The organism is Cellulosimicrobium sp. TH-20, from assembly GCF_002105775.1.
Lineage (GTDB): Bacteria > Actinomycetota > Actinomycetes > Actinomycetales > Cellulomonadaceae > Cellulosimicrobium > Cellulosimicrobium funkei.
The window spans coordinates 240,343-255,814 of the sequence record NZ_CP020857.1 but is presented as its reverse complement, the minus strand read 5'-3'; the positions used below and the strand labels follow the sequence as shown (position 1 = coordinate 255,814).

The 15,472-nt window shown below is 74.3% G+C and carries 15 protein-coding genes; 8 read left to right on the top strand and 7 right to left on the bottom strand.

Annotated elements, in window-relative coordinates:
* Window position 1: 1 nt before the first annotated feature.
* The gene (locus B8281_RS01140) at window positions 2–808 is read right to left on the bottom strand and encodes a VTT domain-containing protein (RefSeq protein WP_332306507.1); all 807 of its coding nucleotides are present in this window, start codon (window positions 806–808) and stop codon (window positions 2–4) included.
* A 106-nt stretch (window positions 809–914) separates the two neighbouring features.
* Between B8281_RS01140 and B8281_RS01135 the strand changes: the two genes are divergently transcribed.
* Both B8281_RS01135 and fbaA read left to right on the top strand, forming a co-directional pair.
* A complete protein-coding gene (locus B8281_RS01135) occupies window positions 915–1,631 on the top strand; it encodes an RNA methyltransferase (RefSeq protein WP_085951314.1) in 717 nt (238 codons plus the stop codon).
* 109 nt (window positions 1,632–1,740) lie between these two features.
* Window positions 1,741–2,763: a class II fructose-bisphosphate aldolase gene (gene fbaA, locus B8281_RS01130; RefSeq protein ID WP_021482032.1), complete on the top strand. Its 1,023-nt coding sequence runs from the start codon at window positions 1,741–1,743 to the stop codon at window positions 2,761–2,763.
* A gap of 126 nt (window positions 2,764–2,889) precedes the next feature.
* On the opposite strand, the gene B8281_RS01125 is transcribed toward fbaA, so the two are convergent.
* On the bottom strand, window positions 2,890–3,315 hold the full coding sequence (locus tag B8281_RS01125; protein WP_021482033.1) for an STAS domain-containing protein: 426 nt from the start codon (window positions 3,313–3,315) through the stop codon (window positions 2,890–2,892).
* A 139-nt stretch (window positions 3,316–3,454) separates the two neighbouring features.
* Here B8281_RS01125 and B8281_RS01120 point away from each other — a divergent pair, with 139 nt between their 5' ends.
* A complete protein-coding gene (locus B8281_RS01120; RefSeq protein WP_085386639.1) occupies window positions 3,455–5,674 on the top strand; it encodes a SpoIIE family protein phosphatase in 2,220 nt (739 codons plus the stop codon).
* 15 nt (window positions 5,675–5,689) lie between these two features.
* On the opposite strand, the gene B8281_RS01115 is transcribed toward B8281_RS01120, so the two are convergent.
* A complete protein-coding gene (locus tag B8281_RS01115) occupies window positions 5,690–6,052 on the bottom strand; it encodes an STAS domain-containing protein (protein WP_043653881.1) in 363 nt (120 codons plus the stop codon).
* 72 nt (window positions 6,053–6,124) lie between these two features.
* Complete coding sequence (locus tag B8281_RS01110; RefSeq protein ID WP_043653884.1) at window positions 6,125–6,559, bottom strand: DUF3151 domain-containing protein; 435 nt, start codon at window positions 6,557–6,559, stop codon at window positions 6,125–6,127.
* A gap of 235 nt (window positions 6,560–6,794) precedes the next feature.
* Between B8281_RS01110 and B8281_RS01105 the strand changes: the two genes are divergently transcribed.
* Window positions 6,795–8,081, top strand: coding sequence for an adenylosuccinate synthase (locus B8281_RS01105; protein WP_021482868.1), 1,287 nt, complete (start codon window positions 6,795–6,797; stop codon window positions 8,079–8,081).
* Window positions 8,082–8,154: 73 nt separating this feature from the next.
* On the top strand, window positions 8,155–9,477 hold the full coding sequence (purD, locus tag B8281_RS01100; RefSeq protein WP_085386638.1) for a phosphoribosylamine--glycine ligase: 1,323 nt from the start codon (window positions 8,155–8,157) through the stop codon (window positions 9,475–9,477).
* An 86-nt stretch (window positions 9,478–9,563) separates the two neighbouring features.
* Here purD and B8281_RS01095 read toward each other — a convergent pair whose 3' ends face one another.
* Both B8281_RS01095 and B8281_RS01090 read right to left on the bottom strand, forming a co-directional pair.
* A complete protein-coding gene (locus B8281_RS01095) occupies window positions 9,564–11,171 on the bottom strand; it encodes a ricin-type beta-trefoil lectin domain protein (protein WP_232322634.1) in 1,608 nt (535 codons plus the stop codon).
* 220 nt (window positions 11,172–11,391) lie between these two features.
* Complete coding sequence (locus B8281_RS01090; RefSeq protein WP_085386637.1) at window positions 11,392–12,900, bottom strand: ATP-binding protein; 1,509 nt, start codon at window positions 12,898–12,900, stop codon at window positions 11,392–11,394.
* A 96-nt stretch (window positions 12,901–12,996) separates the two neighbouring features.
* On the opposite strand from B8281_RS01090, the gene B8281_RS01085 reads away from it, so the two are divergent.
* Window positions 12,997–13,911: a phosphoribosylaminoimidazolesuccinocarboxamide synthase gene (locus B8281_RS01085; protein ID WP_232322750.1), complete on the top strand. Its 915-nt coding sequence runs from the start codon at window positions 12,997–12,999 to the stop codon at window positions 13,909–13,911.
* Between the two features lie 18 nt (window positions 13,912–13,929).
* Here B8281_RS01085 and B8281_RS01080 read toward each other — a convergent pair whose 3' ends face one another.
* Window positions 13,930–14,301, bottom strand: coding sequence for an HNH endonuclease (locus tag B8281_RS01080; protein ID WP_034655283.1), 372 nt, complete (start codon window positions 14,299–14,301; stop codon window positions 13,930–13,932).
* 175 nt (window positions 14,302–14,476) lie between these two features.
* Between B8281_RS01080 and B8281_RS01075 the strand changes: the two genes are divergently transcribed.
* The gene (locus B8281_RS01075; RefSeq protein ID WP_232322633.1) at window positions 14,477–14,848 is read left to right on the top strand and encodes a PadR family transcriptional regulator; all 372 of its coding nucleotides are present in this window, start codon (window positions 14,477–14,479) and stop codon (window positions 14,846–14,848) included.
* Complete coding sequence (locus B8281_RS01070) at window positions 14,845–15,465, top strand: hypothetical protein (RefSeq protein ID WP_085386635.1); 621 nt, start codon at window positions 14,845–14,847, stop codon at window positions 15,463–15,465. The genes B8281_RS01075 and B8281_RS01070 overlap by 4 nt, the downstream gene beginning before the upstream one ends.
* Window positions 15,466–15,472 lie beyond the last annotated feature (7 nt).

Sequence of the window (15,472 nt, the reverse complement as noted above, 5' to 3'; positions counted from 1 at the left end):
GTCAGGCGTCCTTCCCGTCCGTGTCGGCCTGGCCGACGGCGGTCGCGTCCTCCGCGACCCCGGTCCTCTGCTGGGCGTCGGCCGCGACCTGCGCCTCGAGCGCCGCCGCCCGCTTCTCCGCCCGCCGCCCGCGCCAGACCTCGACGACCATGGGCAGCACGGACAGGAAGACGATGAGGAGGACGAGCGCCTCGATGTTCTCCTTGACGAACGTGATGTTCCCCAGGAGGTAGCCGAGCCACGTGAGGCCGACGGCCCAGAGCAGCGCGCCGAGCGCGTTGAAACCGACGAAGTGCCGGTAGTGCATCTTGCCGACACCCGCGGCGACGGGGGCGTACGTGCGCACGATGGGCACGAACCGCGCGATGACGATCGTCCGGCCGCCGTACTTCTCGAAGTAGGCGTTCGTCTGGTCGATGTACTTGCGCTTGAAGAACCGGGAGTCGGGCCGGTCGAACACCTTGGGCCCGACGGTGCGTCCGATGAGGTACGCCGTCTGGTCGCCGAGGAACGCCGCGGCGAACAGCAGGACGAGCAGCACGGGCAGGCTGATCTGCAGCGACTCCTGCGCGACGAGCGCGCCCGCGGTGAACAGCAGCGAGTCGCCCGGCAGGATCGGGAAGAGCAGGCCCGTCTCGATGAAGATGACGACGACGATCCCGACGAGCGCGGCGTCGCCGAAGCGCTCGATGAGCGTCATCGGGTCCATCCAGTCCGGGCCCAGGGCGGCGACCGGTCCGGCGGCGCCGAGGCTCGCGGCGTGCGCGGCCCCCGGGAGGGCGGAGGCGAGCTCGGCGAGGGTGGTCACGGGTCACCAGCGTAGCCGGGCGCGGCCGCGCGGCCCGGCGGTGGGTGTGCACCCGCCGTGGAGGTCCGGCGACGGCGGGCCTGCAGGTCCCGGCAGAATGTGCGCCATGGCGAGCAGCGCGGGCGAGTCGGGCGAGCGGGAGGCGGACGAGCGCGAGGTCGGCGTGGGCCCGTGGCCCGGCGGCCCGGAGTCGTGGCCCCGCGTCCCGGACCCCGCCGGACCGCCCGGGGCGACGCGGCTCGACCCCCGGTACGACCCCGAGCTGCTCGCGCACGGCGACCGCCGCAACGTCGTCGACGCCTACCGGTACTGGACGGTCGAGGCCGTCGTCGCCGACCTCGACGCGCGCCGCGACCCGGCCCGCCGGCTCCACGTCGCGATCGAGAACTGGGCGCACGACCTCAACATCGGCTCCGTCGTCCGCACCGCCAACGCGTTCAACGCGGCCGGGGTGCACGTCGTGGGGCGACGGCGGTGGAACCGCCGCGGCGCCATGGTCACCGACCGCTACCTGCACGTGCACCACCACGCGTCGGTGGCGGACCTCGCGGACTGGGCGGCGGGGGAGGCGCTGCCGCTCCTCGGGGTCGACAACGTCCCGGGGTCGGTGCCGATCGAGGGCTACGCGCTGCCCGCGTCGTGCGTGCTGCTCCTCGGCCAGGAGTCGGCCGGGCTGACGCCCGAGGCGGTCGAGGCGTGCCGCGCGGTGCTCCACATCACGCAGCACGGGTCGACCCGATCGATCAACGCCGGCGCCGCCGGCGCGATCGCCCTGCACGTCTGGGCGGCGCAGCACCTGGGGCCCACAGGGCCGCCGAGGTAGAGGCGTGGTCATCCGGGGACCACAGGTCGAACGGCCCTGACCTCGCGCTGTCATCCATGCCAGACTTTGACCTGACAGTCCACCCCGCACGACTCCACAGGAGCTCCGCATGCCCATCGCAACCCCCGAGGTCTACGCCGAGATGATCGACCGGGCGAAGGCAGGCTCGTTCGCCTACCCGGCCGTCAACATCACCTCGTCGCAGACCATCACCGCCGCGCTCCAGGGCTTTGCCGAGGCCGAGTCCGACGGCATCATCCAGGTCTCCGTGGGCGGCGCCGAGTACGGCTCGGGTTCGACGGTCAAGGACCGCATCGCCGGTTCGCTCGCGCTCGCGGCGTACGCGCGCGAGGTCGCGAAGAACTACCCGGTGCAGATCGCGATCCACACCGACCACTGCGTCAAGAAGAACCTCGACTCCTGGGTCCGCCCGCTCCTGGCCATCGAGGCCGAGCAGGTGAAGAACGGCGGCCTGCCGACGTTCCAGTCGCACATGTACGACGGCTCGGACGTCCCCCTGGACGAGAACCTCACCATCGCGGCCGAGCTGCTCGAGCTCTCGCAGGCGGCGCGCACGATCCTCGAGATCGAGGTCGGCGTCGTCGGCGGCGAGGAGGACGGCCACGAGGCCGAGATCAACGAGAAGCTCTACACGACGGTCGAGGACGGCCTCGCGACGATCGAGGCGCTCGGCACGGGCGAGAAGGGCCGCTACCTGACGGCCCTCACGTTCGGCAACGTGCACGGCGTGTACAAGCCGGGTGCGGTCAAGCTCCGCCCGGAGATCCTCAAGGAGATCCAGGAGGCCGTCGGCGCGAAGGTCGGCAAGGAGAACCCGTTCGACCTGGTCTTCCACGGCGGCTCCGGCTCCACGGCCGAGGAGATCTCGGCGGCGGTGGACTTCGGCGTCATCAAGATGAACATCGACACCGACACGCAGTACGCGTTCACGCGCCCCGTCGTCGGCCACATGTTCTCGAACTACGACGGCGTCCTGAAGATCGACGGCGAGGTCGGCAACAAGAAGGCCTACGACCCGCGCGCCTGGGGCAAGCTGGCCGAGGCCGGCATGGCCGCGCGCATCATCGAGGCGTCGCAGCAGCTGCGCTCCGCGGGCAACAAGATCCGCTGACGCCGCACGGCCCGGAGTCCGCTCCGGGCCCGCGTCGCACGAAGGCCCCCGGTCCGTGAGGACCGGGGGCCTTCGTCGTGCTGCGGCCGCGCGCGCCCGACGACGGGCGTCAGGCGGCCACGAGCGTCAGTCGGTGGTGCCCGCGCCGTTGCCGGGAGGCTCGTCGAGGTCGAAGCCGGGGTCCACGTCGACGATGTCGAGCAGCTCGCCGATGCGGGTCACCTCGAGGAGGAACCGCACCGTGGGCGGGGCGCGGAGGACGCGCACGCGGTGCGGGCCGCGCGACGCGAGACGTGCGAGGAACGCCACACCCGACGAGTCCATGAAGGTCACGTGGTGGGCGTCGATCTCGACGGGCAGGCCGGAGTCCTCCGCCGCGGCGGTCGCCTCCTGGAGGTCGGCGCCGAGGTCGGCGTCGATCTCGCCCGAGAGCACGATGCGGGCTCGCGTCGTGCCCACGATGACGTGCACGCTCGCGGGGTCGCCCGCTCCTGCGGGGTCGCCGGCGACGCCGACCGGGCGGTCTGCGGCCGGGGGTGTACCTTCGCGCACCGGCGCTCCTCTCTGGCGTGGTCCGGACCGGTTCCGGTCTCGGGAAGCACCAATCTACGGTTGAATGTCCAGTCGGGACAGTAACGCGACCGTGGCGTCCGTTTCCAGACGATCGACGCTCGGACCGTCGGAGGTGACGATGGGCAGCTCGCCGGAGCTCGGCACCGACCTGCCCGCGCACGTCCAGGAGCTGTGCACGCGCGCGATGGACGCCACCGGGGTCGCGATGTTCGTCACGGGCCCGCGGTCGGCGGAGATGCCGATCGTCTGGGTCAACCGCGCGTTCGAGCGGCAGACTGGGTTCACCGCCGCCGAGGTGCTCGGCCGCAGCCCGCAGGTCCTGGAGTCGCTCCTCGCGAACCCCGTCGACGCGCAGCAGCTCCGCGCCGCCGTGGCCGACGAGCGCGAGCTCACCTACACGGTGCGCACGTTCCGGCGCGACGGGGTAGCGGTCTGGACGCAGCTCTCGCTCGCGCCCCTCACCGGCCCCGACGGCGCGGTGACCCACTGGGTCGGTGCGCAGGTCGACGTCTCCGAGCACCTCGACCGGTACGCCGCCCAGGTCGCGTCGCTCGCGCTCGAGCGGCGCGAGCGCGCGGTGCTCGACGTCGTCGCCCGCAGCTCGGACCTCCTCGCCGACCTCGACCAGCCGTACGCGCTGCGCGACATCACGGCGCTGCTCGCGGGGTACGTCGTCGACTGGGCAGGCTTCTACCTCAACGACGACGGGCTGCGGTACGCGGAGGGCGTCGACACGGCGGCGCCCCCGAGCGGGCGCGGCCAGCGGCACGGCCGCTACACGCCCGGCGTCCTGCCCCTGGCCCCGGGCGTGCACGCGACCGACGCGCTCGGCGACTCGGCCTCCGTCACCGGCTCGGTGCCGCGCGTCCGCGTGGACGTGCCCGACCGCGTCCAGGACGTGCTCGACGGGCGCATCGAGGGGCCGGTGACGCTCGACCTCTCCGCCACGTACCCGCAGTGGTCCGCCTCGGGCTGGCTCCAGCGCGACCTCCACCACCGGCTCTCCGGGCTGCCGCGGCGGCCGGGCTCCGTGACGGTGTCGGCCGTCCCGGGGCGCCGGCGCATCCTCGGCCTGCTCGTCACGGGAGACCTGCCCGACACGCCGCCGCAGGGGTTCGGCTCCGACGCGGAGGCCCGCGAGGGCGTGCGCACGCTGCTGCAGGTCATCGCCCGTCGGGCCGGCACCGCGATCGACAACGTGCGCCTCTACGCGCGCGAGCACCGCCTCGCCGAGACGCTCCAGCGCGCGATGCTCCCCGAGCAGGCCGACGTCACGGGCCTCGACGTGTGGACGTACTACGCGCCGAACTCCGAGCACGCCCAGGTGGGCGGCGACTGGTACGACGTCCTGCAGATCGCGCCGGACGTCGTCGGCCTCGTCATCGGCGACGTCGTGGGGCACGACGTCGAGGCCGCGGCCGCCATGGGCCAGCTCCGCTCGGTGGTGCGCTCGTACGCGTACGAGCTCACGACGCCCGGCCCCGTGCTCGAGCGCGTCGACCAGCTCGTCCAGGGCATGCGCATCCCGCGCTCCGCGAGCCTCGTGTACGCGGCGCTCACGCAGCCGGACGCCGCGCAGCCCGAGGACGCGTGGCGGATCGAGTACTCGCGCGCCGGCCACCTGCCGCCGCTCCTGCTGCGCGACGGCACCGTGACGCAGCTCGACGACGCCGGGGGAGCGCTCGTCGGCTTCGGCGGCCGCAGCCGCTCGACGGGCGTCGCGACGCTCCTGCCGGGCGACACGCTCGTCTTCTACACCGACGGCCTCATCGAGCGCCGCGACCGCGCCCTGCGGGTCGGGCTGGAGGCGCTCGTCGCGGCGTCCGAGGCGGTCACGGCCGTCGACGCCGCGGGCGTGGGCGAGGAGCTGCTGTCGCGCCTGGCCGACGCCCCCGAGGACGACGTCGCGCTCGTCGTCGTGCGCATCCCCGACCCGCAGCGGGACGCGTCCGCCGTCGTGCTCAGCCCGCGCAGCCGCCGCTGGCTCCTGCCGAGCGAGCCGGCGTCGATCGGGCGGGCGCGGCACGCCGTCGTGCGCACGTGCCAGGCGTGGGGCGTGCGGGAGAGCGCGAACGCGGAGCTCGTCGTCTCGGAGCTCGTCGCGAACGGCGTGCTGCACGGGTGGGGCCACCTCGCGCTGCGCCTGTTCGACACGGGCGACGGCATCCGCGTCGAGGTCGAGGACTCCAACCCGGCGCCCCCCGTCCCGACGGACGGGCACCCGAACCGCATGGGCGGCTTCGGCATGCAGATCGTCGAGCGGCTCGCCGACTGGGGGTGGCGCCCGACGGCGTCGGGCAAGCTCGTGTGGGCCACCCTGCGGCCCTCGGGGCGCTAGGACGCCCCGCGGGCGTCAGGCCGGGGGCTCGACCTTGGCGAAGCCGGACGGCGGCGTCGCGGGCTCGCAGCGGTGGTCGTTGTCGATGCGGAACAGCTCGAGCGCGCCGCACACCTCGAGCACGAACAGGTCCCGGTCGTCGCAGCCGCGCAGCACCGTCGCACCGCCGCGCTTGCGACCGGCGTCGGCGAGCGAGATGAGGAACGCCGCGCCGGTGGAGTCCATGAACGTCACGCGGCACATGTCGATGACGAGGAGCTGACGGCGCAGCCCGACGACGCGTGCCGCGATCTCCGGGAACTGGTCGCGCTCGGCGAGATCGAGGTCTCCGGCGATGACGAGGGTCGTCGTCGCGGGGGACGTGGCGATCTCGATCATGCCCACGACTCTAGACGCCGCCCGGGTGCGTCGCGCGCCCACCCGGTGGTCGCCGGGCGGACGCGCGGCCGGTCAGCGCAGCGCGCGCACCTCGTCGGCCGAGGTCCCGGAGTCGCGCAGGAACTGCTCGCAGCGCTCCGCCTCCTCGACCTCGCCGAGGTACGCGGCGCACTCGGCGAGGGCCAGGAGCGCGCGCAGGAAGCCCTGGTTCGGCACGTGGTCGGCCGGGATCGGTCCCTGGCCGCGCCAGCCGGCGCGCCGCAGGGAGTCCAGCCCGCGGTGGTAGCCGGTGCGCGCGAACGCGTAGGCCGTCACCGCGCCGCGCGAGCCGTTCTCGTGGAGGAAGTCCTCGGCGAGGTAGGCCCACGCGAGCGAGCTCGCGGGCGAGCGGCCCGCGATCTCGTACGGGTCGCCGTCGGCCGCGATGGCGTCGCGGACGTGCGCGTAGTCGTCGGGGAGGCGGACGGGTGCGGGGCCGTCGAGGAGGTTCGGGTGGGTGTCGCTCATGAGGCCATTCTGCCCATCCCGGGCGTGACGCGGTCGATAGCCGCCTCGAAGGTCAATTTCCGTCATCCGACCGGTAAACTCGGCGCCGGTCCCCGGGTCTCTGCCGCCCGGGTGACGCCTCGGGCCCGCGGGCCCGGCGCCGTCGGGCACGCCGTGCCCGCTCCGCTCCGGACGCCGGTGCGCGCCCACGACCATGACCGGCCCGAGGAACAGGCAGCGCGAAAGTGGGGATTCCATGCCAGGCGTGGTGCTCGTCGGTGCCCAGTGGGGCGATGAGGGCAAGGGCAAGGCGACCGACCTCCTCGGGTCCCGGGTCGACTACGTGGTCAAGTTCAACGGCGGCAACAACGCCGGCCACACGGTCGTCATCGGGGACGAGAAGTACGCGCTCCACCTGCTGCCGTCGGGCATCCTGTCCCCGGGGGTCACGCCGGTCATCGCGAACGGTGTCGTCGTCGACATCGAGGTGCTGTTCCAGGAGCTCGACGACCTGATCTCGCGCGGCGTCGACGTCTCGCGCCTGCTCGTCTCGGGCTCCGCGCACGTCATCGCGGGCTACCACCGCACGATCGACAAGGTGAGCGAGCGGTTCCTCGGCAAGCGCCGCATCGGCACGACGGGCCGCGGCATCGGGCCGGCGTACGCGGACAAGATCAACCGCGTCGGCATCCGCATCTGGGACCTGTTCGACGAGAAGATCCTCGCGGAGAAGATCGAGGGCTCGCTCGACCAGAAGAACCACCTGCTGGTGAAGGTCTACAACCGCCGTGCCATCACCGTGGACGAGACCGTGGCCGAGCTGCTGCAGTACGCCGACCGGCTCAAGCCGATGGTCGCGGACACGGCGCTCGAGCTGAACAAGGCGCTCGACGCGGGCAAGAACGTCCTCTTCGAGGGCGGGCAGGCCACGATGCTCGACGTCGACCACGGGACGTACCCGTTCGTCACGTCGTCCAACGCGACCGCGGGCGGCGCGCTCACGGGCTCGGGCGTCGGGCCGACGCGCATCAGCTCCGTGATCGGCGTCATCAAGGCGTACACGACGCGCGTGGGCGAGGGCCCGTTCCCGACCGAGCTGTTCGACGCGAACGGCGAGTACCTGCTCAAGCAGGGCGGCGAGTACGGCGTCACGACGGGCCGCGCGCGCCGCTGCGGCTGGTACGACTCGGTGATCGCGCGCTACGCGACCCGCGTCAACGGCATCACCGACATGGTGCTCACCAAGCTCGACATCCTCACCGGCTTCGAGAAGGTCCCGGTCTGCGTCGCGTACGACGTCGACGGCGTCCGGTACGACGAGATGCCGCTCGACCAGACGGCGTTCCACCACGCGAAGCCGATCTACGAGGAGCTCGACGGCTGGTGGGAGGACATCTCCGGCGCCCGCACGTTCGACGACCTGCCGGTCAACGCGCAGCGCTACGTGCACGCGCTGGAGGAGATGTCGGGCACGCGGATCTCCGCGATCGGCGTCGGCCCGAGCCGCGACGCGATCATCCCGCGCCACGACCTCATCCACTGAGCCGACGCCCCCTGCCGACCACGGCCCGGACGCCCCGCGGGGCGTCCGGGCCGTCTCGGTAGACTCGGCGCCCGTGAAGATCCTCGTCGTCGGGACCGGTGCCCGCGAGCACGCCATCGTCCACGCCCTCGCGCACGAGGCCGACCGCCCGGGCGCGGAGCGGCACGAGCTGCACGCCGCCCCGGGGAACCCGGGCATCGGGGACCTCGCGACGCTGCACGCGGTGGACCAGAACGACGGCGCCGCGGTGGCCGCGCTCGCGACGGACCTGGGCGTCGACCTCGTCGTCGTCGGCCCGGAGGCGCCGCTCGTCGCCGGCGTCGGGGACGCGGTGCGCGAGGCCGGCGTCCCCGTGTTCGGGCCGAGCGCCGAGGCCGCGCGGCTCGAGGGCTCCAAGGCGTTCGCGAAGGACGTCATGGCTGCCGCGTCGGTCCCCACGGCGCTCGCGCACGTGTGCAGCGACGTCGACGAGGTCGCGGCCGCCGTCGACGCGTTCGGCGCGCCCTATGTCATCAAGGACGACGGCCTGGCTGCGGGCAAGGGCGTCGTCGTCACGGAGGACCGTCAGGCCGCGCTCGAGCACGCCGCCGCGTGCTTCGCGACGTCCCGCCGCGCGGCGGACGGCACGCCCGAGGACCCGTGCGTCGTCGTCGAGGAGTACCTCGACGGTCCCGAGGTCTCCCTCTTCTGCGTGAGCGACGGCGCGACGGTCGTGCCGCTCGCCCCCGCCCAGGACTTCAAGCGCGCGTTCGACGCCGACGCGGGCCCGAACACGGGCGGCATGGGCGCGTACAGCCCGCTGCCGTGGGCGCCCGAGGGCCTGGTCGAGGAGGTCGTCACACGCGTCGCGCAGCCGACGATCGACGAGATGGCGCGGCGCGGCACCCCGTTCATCGGCGTGCTCTACGTGGGCCTCGCGCTGACGAGCCGCGGCACGCGCGTCGTCGAGTTCAACGCGCGCTTCGGCGACCCGGAGACGCAGTCCGTGCTCACGCGCCTCGCGACGCCGCTGTCCGCGGTCATGCTCGCGGCGGCCCAGGGGCGGCTCGCCGAGGTCGGCCCGCTGCGCTGGCACGACGACGCGTCCGTCACCGTCGTCGTCGCGGCGCACGGCTACCCGGGCGCCGTCCGTGCCGGCGACCCGATCACGGGGATCGACGCGGCGGAGGGCGTCGAGGGCGTGCACGTGCTGCACGCCGGCACGTCGCGCGCGGACGACGGCGGCCTGGTCGCCTCGGGCGGCCGCGTGCTGTCGGTCGTGGCGCGCGGCGCGGACCTGGCCGAGGCGCGCCGCCGGGCGTACGCCGCGGTCGACCGCATCGTGCTCCCGGGCTCGCACCACCGCACCGACATCGCGGCGCGGGCCGCCGCGGGCGAGGTCACGCTCGCGGGCTGACAACCCCGCCGTCGAGCACGGCACGGCGCTCGTTCTCCGCGGGGGAGCGACCGCCGTGCCGTGCTCAGCACCTCAGGGGTGAGGCGTCAGGCGCGGCGCCACTTCTGGGCCGCAGTGCCGTTGCACGTCCAGATCTGGAGCTTGGTGCCGTCGGCGCTGTTGCTGCTCGGCACGTCGACGCACTTGTTCGCCAGCACCGACACGAGGTCGCCCGCGCCGCTGAGCACGAACTTCTGGGCCGCGTTGCCGCTGCAGTTCGCGAGCTGGAGCGCCGTGCCGTCGGCCGTGGCCGCCCACGCGACGTCCATGCACTTGCCGCCCGCGCGGACGGTGCCGTCGGCCTCGAACGTCCAGCGCTGCGCGCTCGACCCGTTGCACGTCCACAGCTGGAGGCGCTTGCCGTCGCTGAAGTCGGACCCGGGGACGTCGATGCACTTGCCCGCGAGCCCGACGAGCGCGCTGCCCGACCCGCCGCCCGTGGTCACGAGCGACAGGCCGTAGGCCGACAGGATGGGGTTGACGGGCTGGTAGATGAACTTGCCGCCGTTCGAGCAGTCGTTGATGCGGCCCGACGTGACGCCCTGCGCCTGGTTGCCGGAGATCACCGACCCGCCCGAGTCGCCGCCCTCCGCGCACGCGCTGCCGCGCACGAGGCCGGGAACGTCGCCGTTGCCGTAGTTGACGGTGATGTTCTTCTGCTCGATGACGCCGCAGCGCCAGCCGGTCGTGGCGCCCGAGCGGCACACCGACGCACCCACGGGCGCCTCGGCCGAGCCGGCGACGTCGACCGTGCCGCCCGCGTAGTTGTTCACCCGCGGGACGGGCGAGAACCCGGCGTCGACGCGCACCCACGCGTAGTCGTGGCCGGGGAACGACGCCGCCTGGACCGTCCCCATCCGCGCCCAGCTCGCGGTGAGCACCTCTTTGCCCGCCGCGCCGCAGTGCCCCGCCGTGACGAAGCCGCCCTGGACGGCGAAGCCGATCGAGCAGGCCGACCCCGACGACGCGCCCGGGTCCCGGGTGATGTAGCGGTCGCCGCCGCGCACGTCGGCCGTGAGCTCGTACGGCGCCGCGAGGGCCTCGGTGCGCACCGCGGCGGGGTCGACGCCGGACGCGGCGACGAACGCCTGCGCTGCCGCGGGGTTGAGCGACTCGACGACCACCTCGTTCGTGGTGACGTCGACGTACCAGGCCTGGACGGCGTCGGGGGTGGTGGTCGCGTCGAGCCGGGCCGCGACGTCGTCGAGCTCGGCCAGGCCGTGCTCCACGACGACGGCCGTCGCACCGGCCGCCTCGACGTCGGCGACCGCCGCCGGGTCGGTCACGGCGACGACGGGGGCGCCCGCCTCGGCGTCGACCCACGTGCCGGCGTACGCCGTCCCGAGACCCTCGCTCAGTGCGCGCTCGACGGTGGCCGTCACGGCGTCGAGCGCGAGCCGGTCGGCGACGCCCGCGGCATCGAGCCCCAGGTCGCGCTCGAGAGCGCGGAGCTGCCCCTCCGACAGGTCGTCGGGGCCGGGGACGGCCGCGCCCGCGGTCGTCGGTGACGGGCTCGGGCTCGGTGCGGACAGGGGCGCGCCCGCGGGGCCGAGAGCGTCCGCGTGCGCGGTCGTCGCGAGGCCCACGCTCGCGACGACCACCCCCACTGCGGCCGCTAGCGCTGTCAGGCGATGGTGCATCGTGCGGTGGTGCATCGTTGCCTCCTCCGTGCGGATGGGGCCCGCCGCCGTCGGCAGGCCCGGACAGCTGCGCACGCGCCCCCGCAGGAGTCGCTCCGGTGCGGCCCCCTGACGGCGGGAGAGCGCTCCCACGGCCGTCCTGACGAGCAGGCTAGCGGCACGCCGGTCGATCGGCACGCGCGACGGGTGTGGTGCGGAGGACGTCCGGCGCGGGGAGCGCCGGGCTGGTGCCCGATCAGGGCTCGAACGTCTCCTCGGCGAGGAGGTCCGGCGACGAGCCGAGCAGCGAGCGCGTGATGCGCTCGGCGTCGGCGGTCATCTCGTGCACGGCGGACCCGAGGTCCTCGTCTCCCACGTCGTGCCCGGCCTCGACCGCGCGCAGCACGGCGCGCCGGACCACCTCCTTGACGAACGAGGCGGTCACGCCGTCCGTGCGGTCGGCGGCGTCGGCGAGCGCACCGGAGGTGAACGGCAGCTCGCCGCGGTAGAGCTCGAACAGCCGGAGCCGCGCCGACGCGTCGGGCAGGGGGATCTCGACCGCGAGGTCGACCCGGCCGGGGCGCTGCGCGAGCGCGCGCTCGAGGAGGTCGGCGCGGTTCGTCGTCAGGACGAACGCGACGTCGGAGTCGCTGCCGAGTCCGTCCATGGCGTCCAGCACCTCGAACAGCAGGGGCTGCGGGCCGTCGTGGAACGAGCGGTCCTCGGCGATGAGGTCGCAGTCCTCGAGCACGACGATCGCGGGCTGGAGCGCACGGGCCGTCTCCGCGGCGAGCCGGACGAGCCGGAGCGCACCTCCTGCGAGGACGATCACGGTCGTGCCCGGGCTCTCGCCGACGAGGTGGCGGACGGTGTGGGTCTTGCCCGTCCCCGGCGGACCGTAGAGCAGGACGCCGCGCTTGAGGTGCTGACCCGCCGCGAGGAGCTCCGAGCGGTGCCGCGCGACGCCGAGCACCTGACGCTCGATCCTGCTCAGCGTGCCGTCCGGGAGCACCACGTCGGTCGCCGGGACCCGGTCCCGCGGTAGGAACGTCATGCCGCCGGCCTGCGCGCCGTAGTCCGACGCCGTGAACGTCACGACCTGGCCGCGCAGCACGCTGTGCTCGACCATGGCCGCCCGGAGCTCTGCGAGGAGCGACAGGGCGGCGTCCTCCTGGGGACACATGACCTCGACGCTGCCCTCGTCGCCGTGCCGCGGGTTCGCCGCGCGCTGCAGGAGCGCGACGGGCGTGCCCGCGTACGCGAAGAGGTGCAGACCGAAGGAGACGGTGCGGCGCTCGCTCTCGGGGCCCGTCGCCGCGCGCGCGTAGTCCACCGCGCCGACGGGAAACTGGCGCCACAGGGCGGAGTGCTCGACGATCTCGGAGAAGGACGTGTGCATCCGCTGCTCGCCGCCACCGACGCCGACGACGCGGCCACCGCCGTGGCGGGCGACGACGGCCTCGATCGCGACGTCCGCGTCGACGCCGCGCAGAGCGGACACCGTCTCGGTGACGACCGCGATCGAGCGCGGGTCGGTGCCGAGGTGCTCGCGCAGCACGTCCGCGACGGACGGCCCGGCGTCGGTCCGCTGCCGCTGGGCCTGCTCGTTGGCGGTCTCCATGAAGGCCGAGAAGGTGGCGAGGAAGTCGCGCACCCCCGGGTCGTGCGTCGCGCGCTCGGCGTCCTCGCCCTGGTCGAGCGTGCCGTCGAGCGCGCCGCCGGGGGCGGCTCCCGAGATGGACGAGGGGCCGGGTTCGAGTCGCATGGTGCGACACTAGGGGCCGTGACCCACACCCCGCAGGACCCCGGCTCGGCCCTCTCGCTCGGCGAGGCCGACGCCCTCGACACGGCCGCGCTCGACCTGCCCGGCTGGACGCACGCGTACTCCGGCAAGGTGCGCGACCTGTACACGCCGGACCTGCCGGCCGTCGGGGGCGTGCACCCCCTGGGCGACGTCGTGCTCGTCGTCGCGAGCGACCGGGTGAGCGCCTACGACCACGTGCTGTCGCCCGGTATCCCGGACAAGGGCGTCGTGCTCACGCAGCTCAGCCTGTGGTGGTTCGAGCAGCTCGCCGACCTCGTGCCGAACCACGTCGTCTCGACCGCCGTCTCGGCGGTGCCGGGCGACGGCCTCGTGCCCGACGTCGTCGCCGGCCGCGCGATGATCTGCCGCCGCCTCGACATGTTCCCGGTCGAGTGCGTGGCGCGCGGGTACCTGACGGGCTCCGGCCTCGTGGAGTACCGCGCGGGCGGCGAGGTCTGCGGCGTGCAGCTGCCCGACGGCCTCGTCGACGGGTCGCGCCTGCCCGAGCCGATCTTCACGCCGGCGACGAAGGCTGCCGTGGGCGAGCACGACGAGAACGTCTCGTTCGACGTCGTGGCCGAGCAGATCGGCCTCGACGACGCCACGCGCCTGCGCGACCTCACGCTCGCCGTGTACGCGCGCGCCGAGGAGATCGCGCGCGAGCGCGGCGTGATCCTCGCGGACACCAAGCTCGAGTTCGGCGTGGACCCGGCGACGGGGGAGACCGTGCTCGGCGACGAGGTGCTCACGCCCGACTCGTCGCGCTTCTGGCCCGCGGACCAGTGGGAGCCGGGTCGCGCGCAGCCGAGCTTCGACAAGCAGTTCGTGCGCGACTGGCTCACGTCGCCCGCGTCGGGCTGGGACCGCGCCGCGGACACCCCGCCGCCGTCGATCCCGGCCGACGTCGTCGCGCGCACCCGCGCGCGCTACCTCGAGGCGTACGAGCGGCTCACCGGGTCGACGCTCGCCTGACGCCTGACGCCTGACGCCTCACGCCGTCCGGAGGGTGCCGGGCCGGAGGTAGGTGTGCCCGCTCGGCGCGGTCCACCGTACCGACCCGTCGGCGAGCAGCGCCGGGCGCCAGCCGTCGCGTGCGCGGACGACCCGGTGGTGGCGGCACAGGGCGACGAGGTTGTCGGCCCCGTGCGCGGACTCCGCGTCGTCGTCCATCCCGGTGCCGGTGCCCGTGCCTGTGACCGGCCGCGGGGCGACCACGTGGTCGAGGTCGCAGCGGAACGCCGGTACGCGGCAGCCCGGGAAGACGCACGTCCCGTCGCGCGCGAGGACGCGGGCCACGGTGGCCGGCGCGGGCCGTGAACGGCCGCGGTCGATCGTCGGGACGGGTGCTGCCGGTGCGTCCATGGGGAGCCTCCGTGCGTCGTCGGGCGAGGTGTCGTGCGAGGGCGGGGAAGGGGCAGGACCCCGCCCTCGCACCGTGCTCGAGCGTGCGTCTCGAACACTTGTTCGAGACTAGCCCCACCCTCCGACACGCGCCGGGCGCTTGCGCGCATAGGTCGCCGAGCGATATATATCGACCATGGTCTCCTCGGCCCCGTTCCGCATGACGGAGCAGGCGTACCTCGTGCTCCTCGCCCTCAGCGGGGAGCCGCTCCACGGCTACGCCGTCATCCGGTCGGTGCGCGACCTCTCCGACGGCCGTACCCGCCTCGGCGCGGGCACCCTCTACGGGAACCTCGACCGTCTCGTCGCGGCCGGTCTCGTGGAGCCGACGGGCGAGGAGGTCGTCGACGGCCGACTGCGTCGCTACTACCGCGCGACCGACGACGGGCGCCGCGCCGCCCGCGCCGAGACCCTCCGCCTCGCCGAGCTCGCGGAGCGCGCGCGTCGGTCGCTCTCCCGCGGTGCCGGTCGGGGTGCCGCCGACGGTCTCGCCGGGAGCGGCGCGTGACCGGGCGGCGGGCCGCCGCCGACGGCGCGCAGCCCGGCCGCCCTGCCCGCGGGGCGCGCGGCGCCGACCGGTACGAGCGGTCCGCACGGATCTGGCTGCGCGCCTACCCCCGGCGCTGGCGCGACCTGCACGGGGACGAGGCGCTCGCCGTCCTGCTCGACCTGGCGCCCGAGCCGGACGACGGCGCCGCTCCCCGCGGCATCGGCGCCCGCGAGGCGTGGGGCCTCGTCCGCGCGGGGTGGGCGCTGCGGTGGCGCGAGCACCCGCCGCTCGGGCGCTGGCTGCTCTACCGGTCGCTCGACCTGCGGCTCCCCGCGCGGTACTGGTGGTGGGTCGCCGACGACATCCACGGGGCGCTCTACCCGTGGCGCGTCACCCTGGGCAGCCTGGGGAGCGCGCTGGCGATCCTCTACGGGTGGCCCGTCCTGAGCCACGTCCTCTTCTCGAACGACGTCAACCGGCCCGAGCTCTGGTTTGCGGTTCTCCTCATGGCGGTCTCGCTCCTGAGCGGGTTCCTGTTCCGGCGGTCCCACGTCGACCGGGCCTGGCGCAAGCACGTGCTCGACGGCAACATCCCGGTCGACACCCCGGACCGGCGCCGCGCCGCGGGCGGCTGAGCACGCC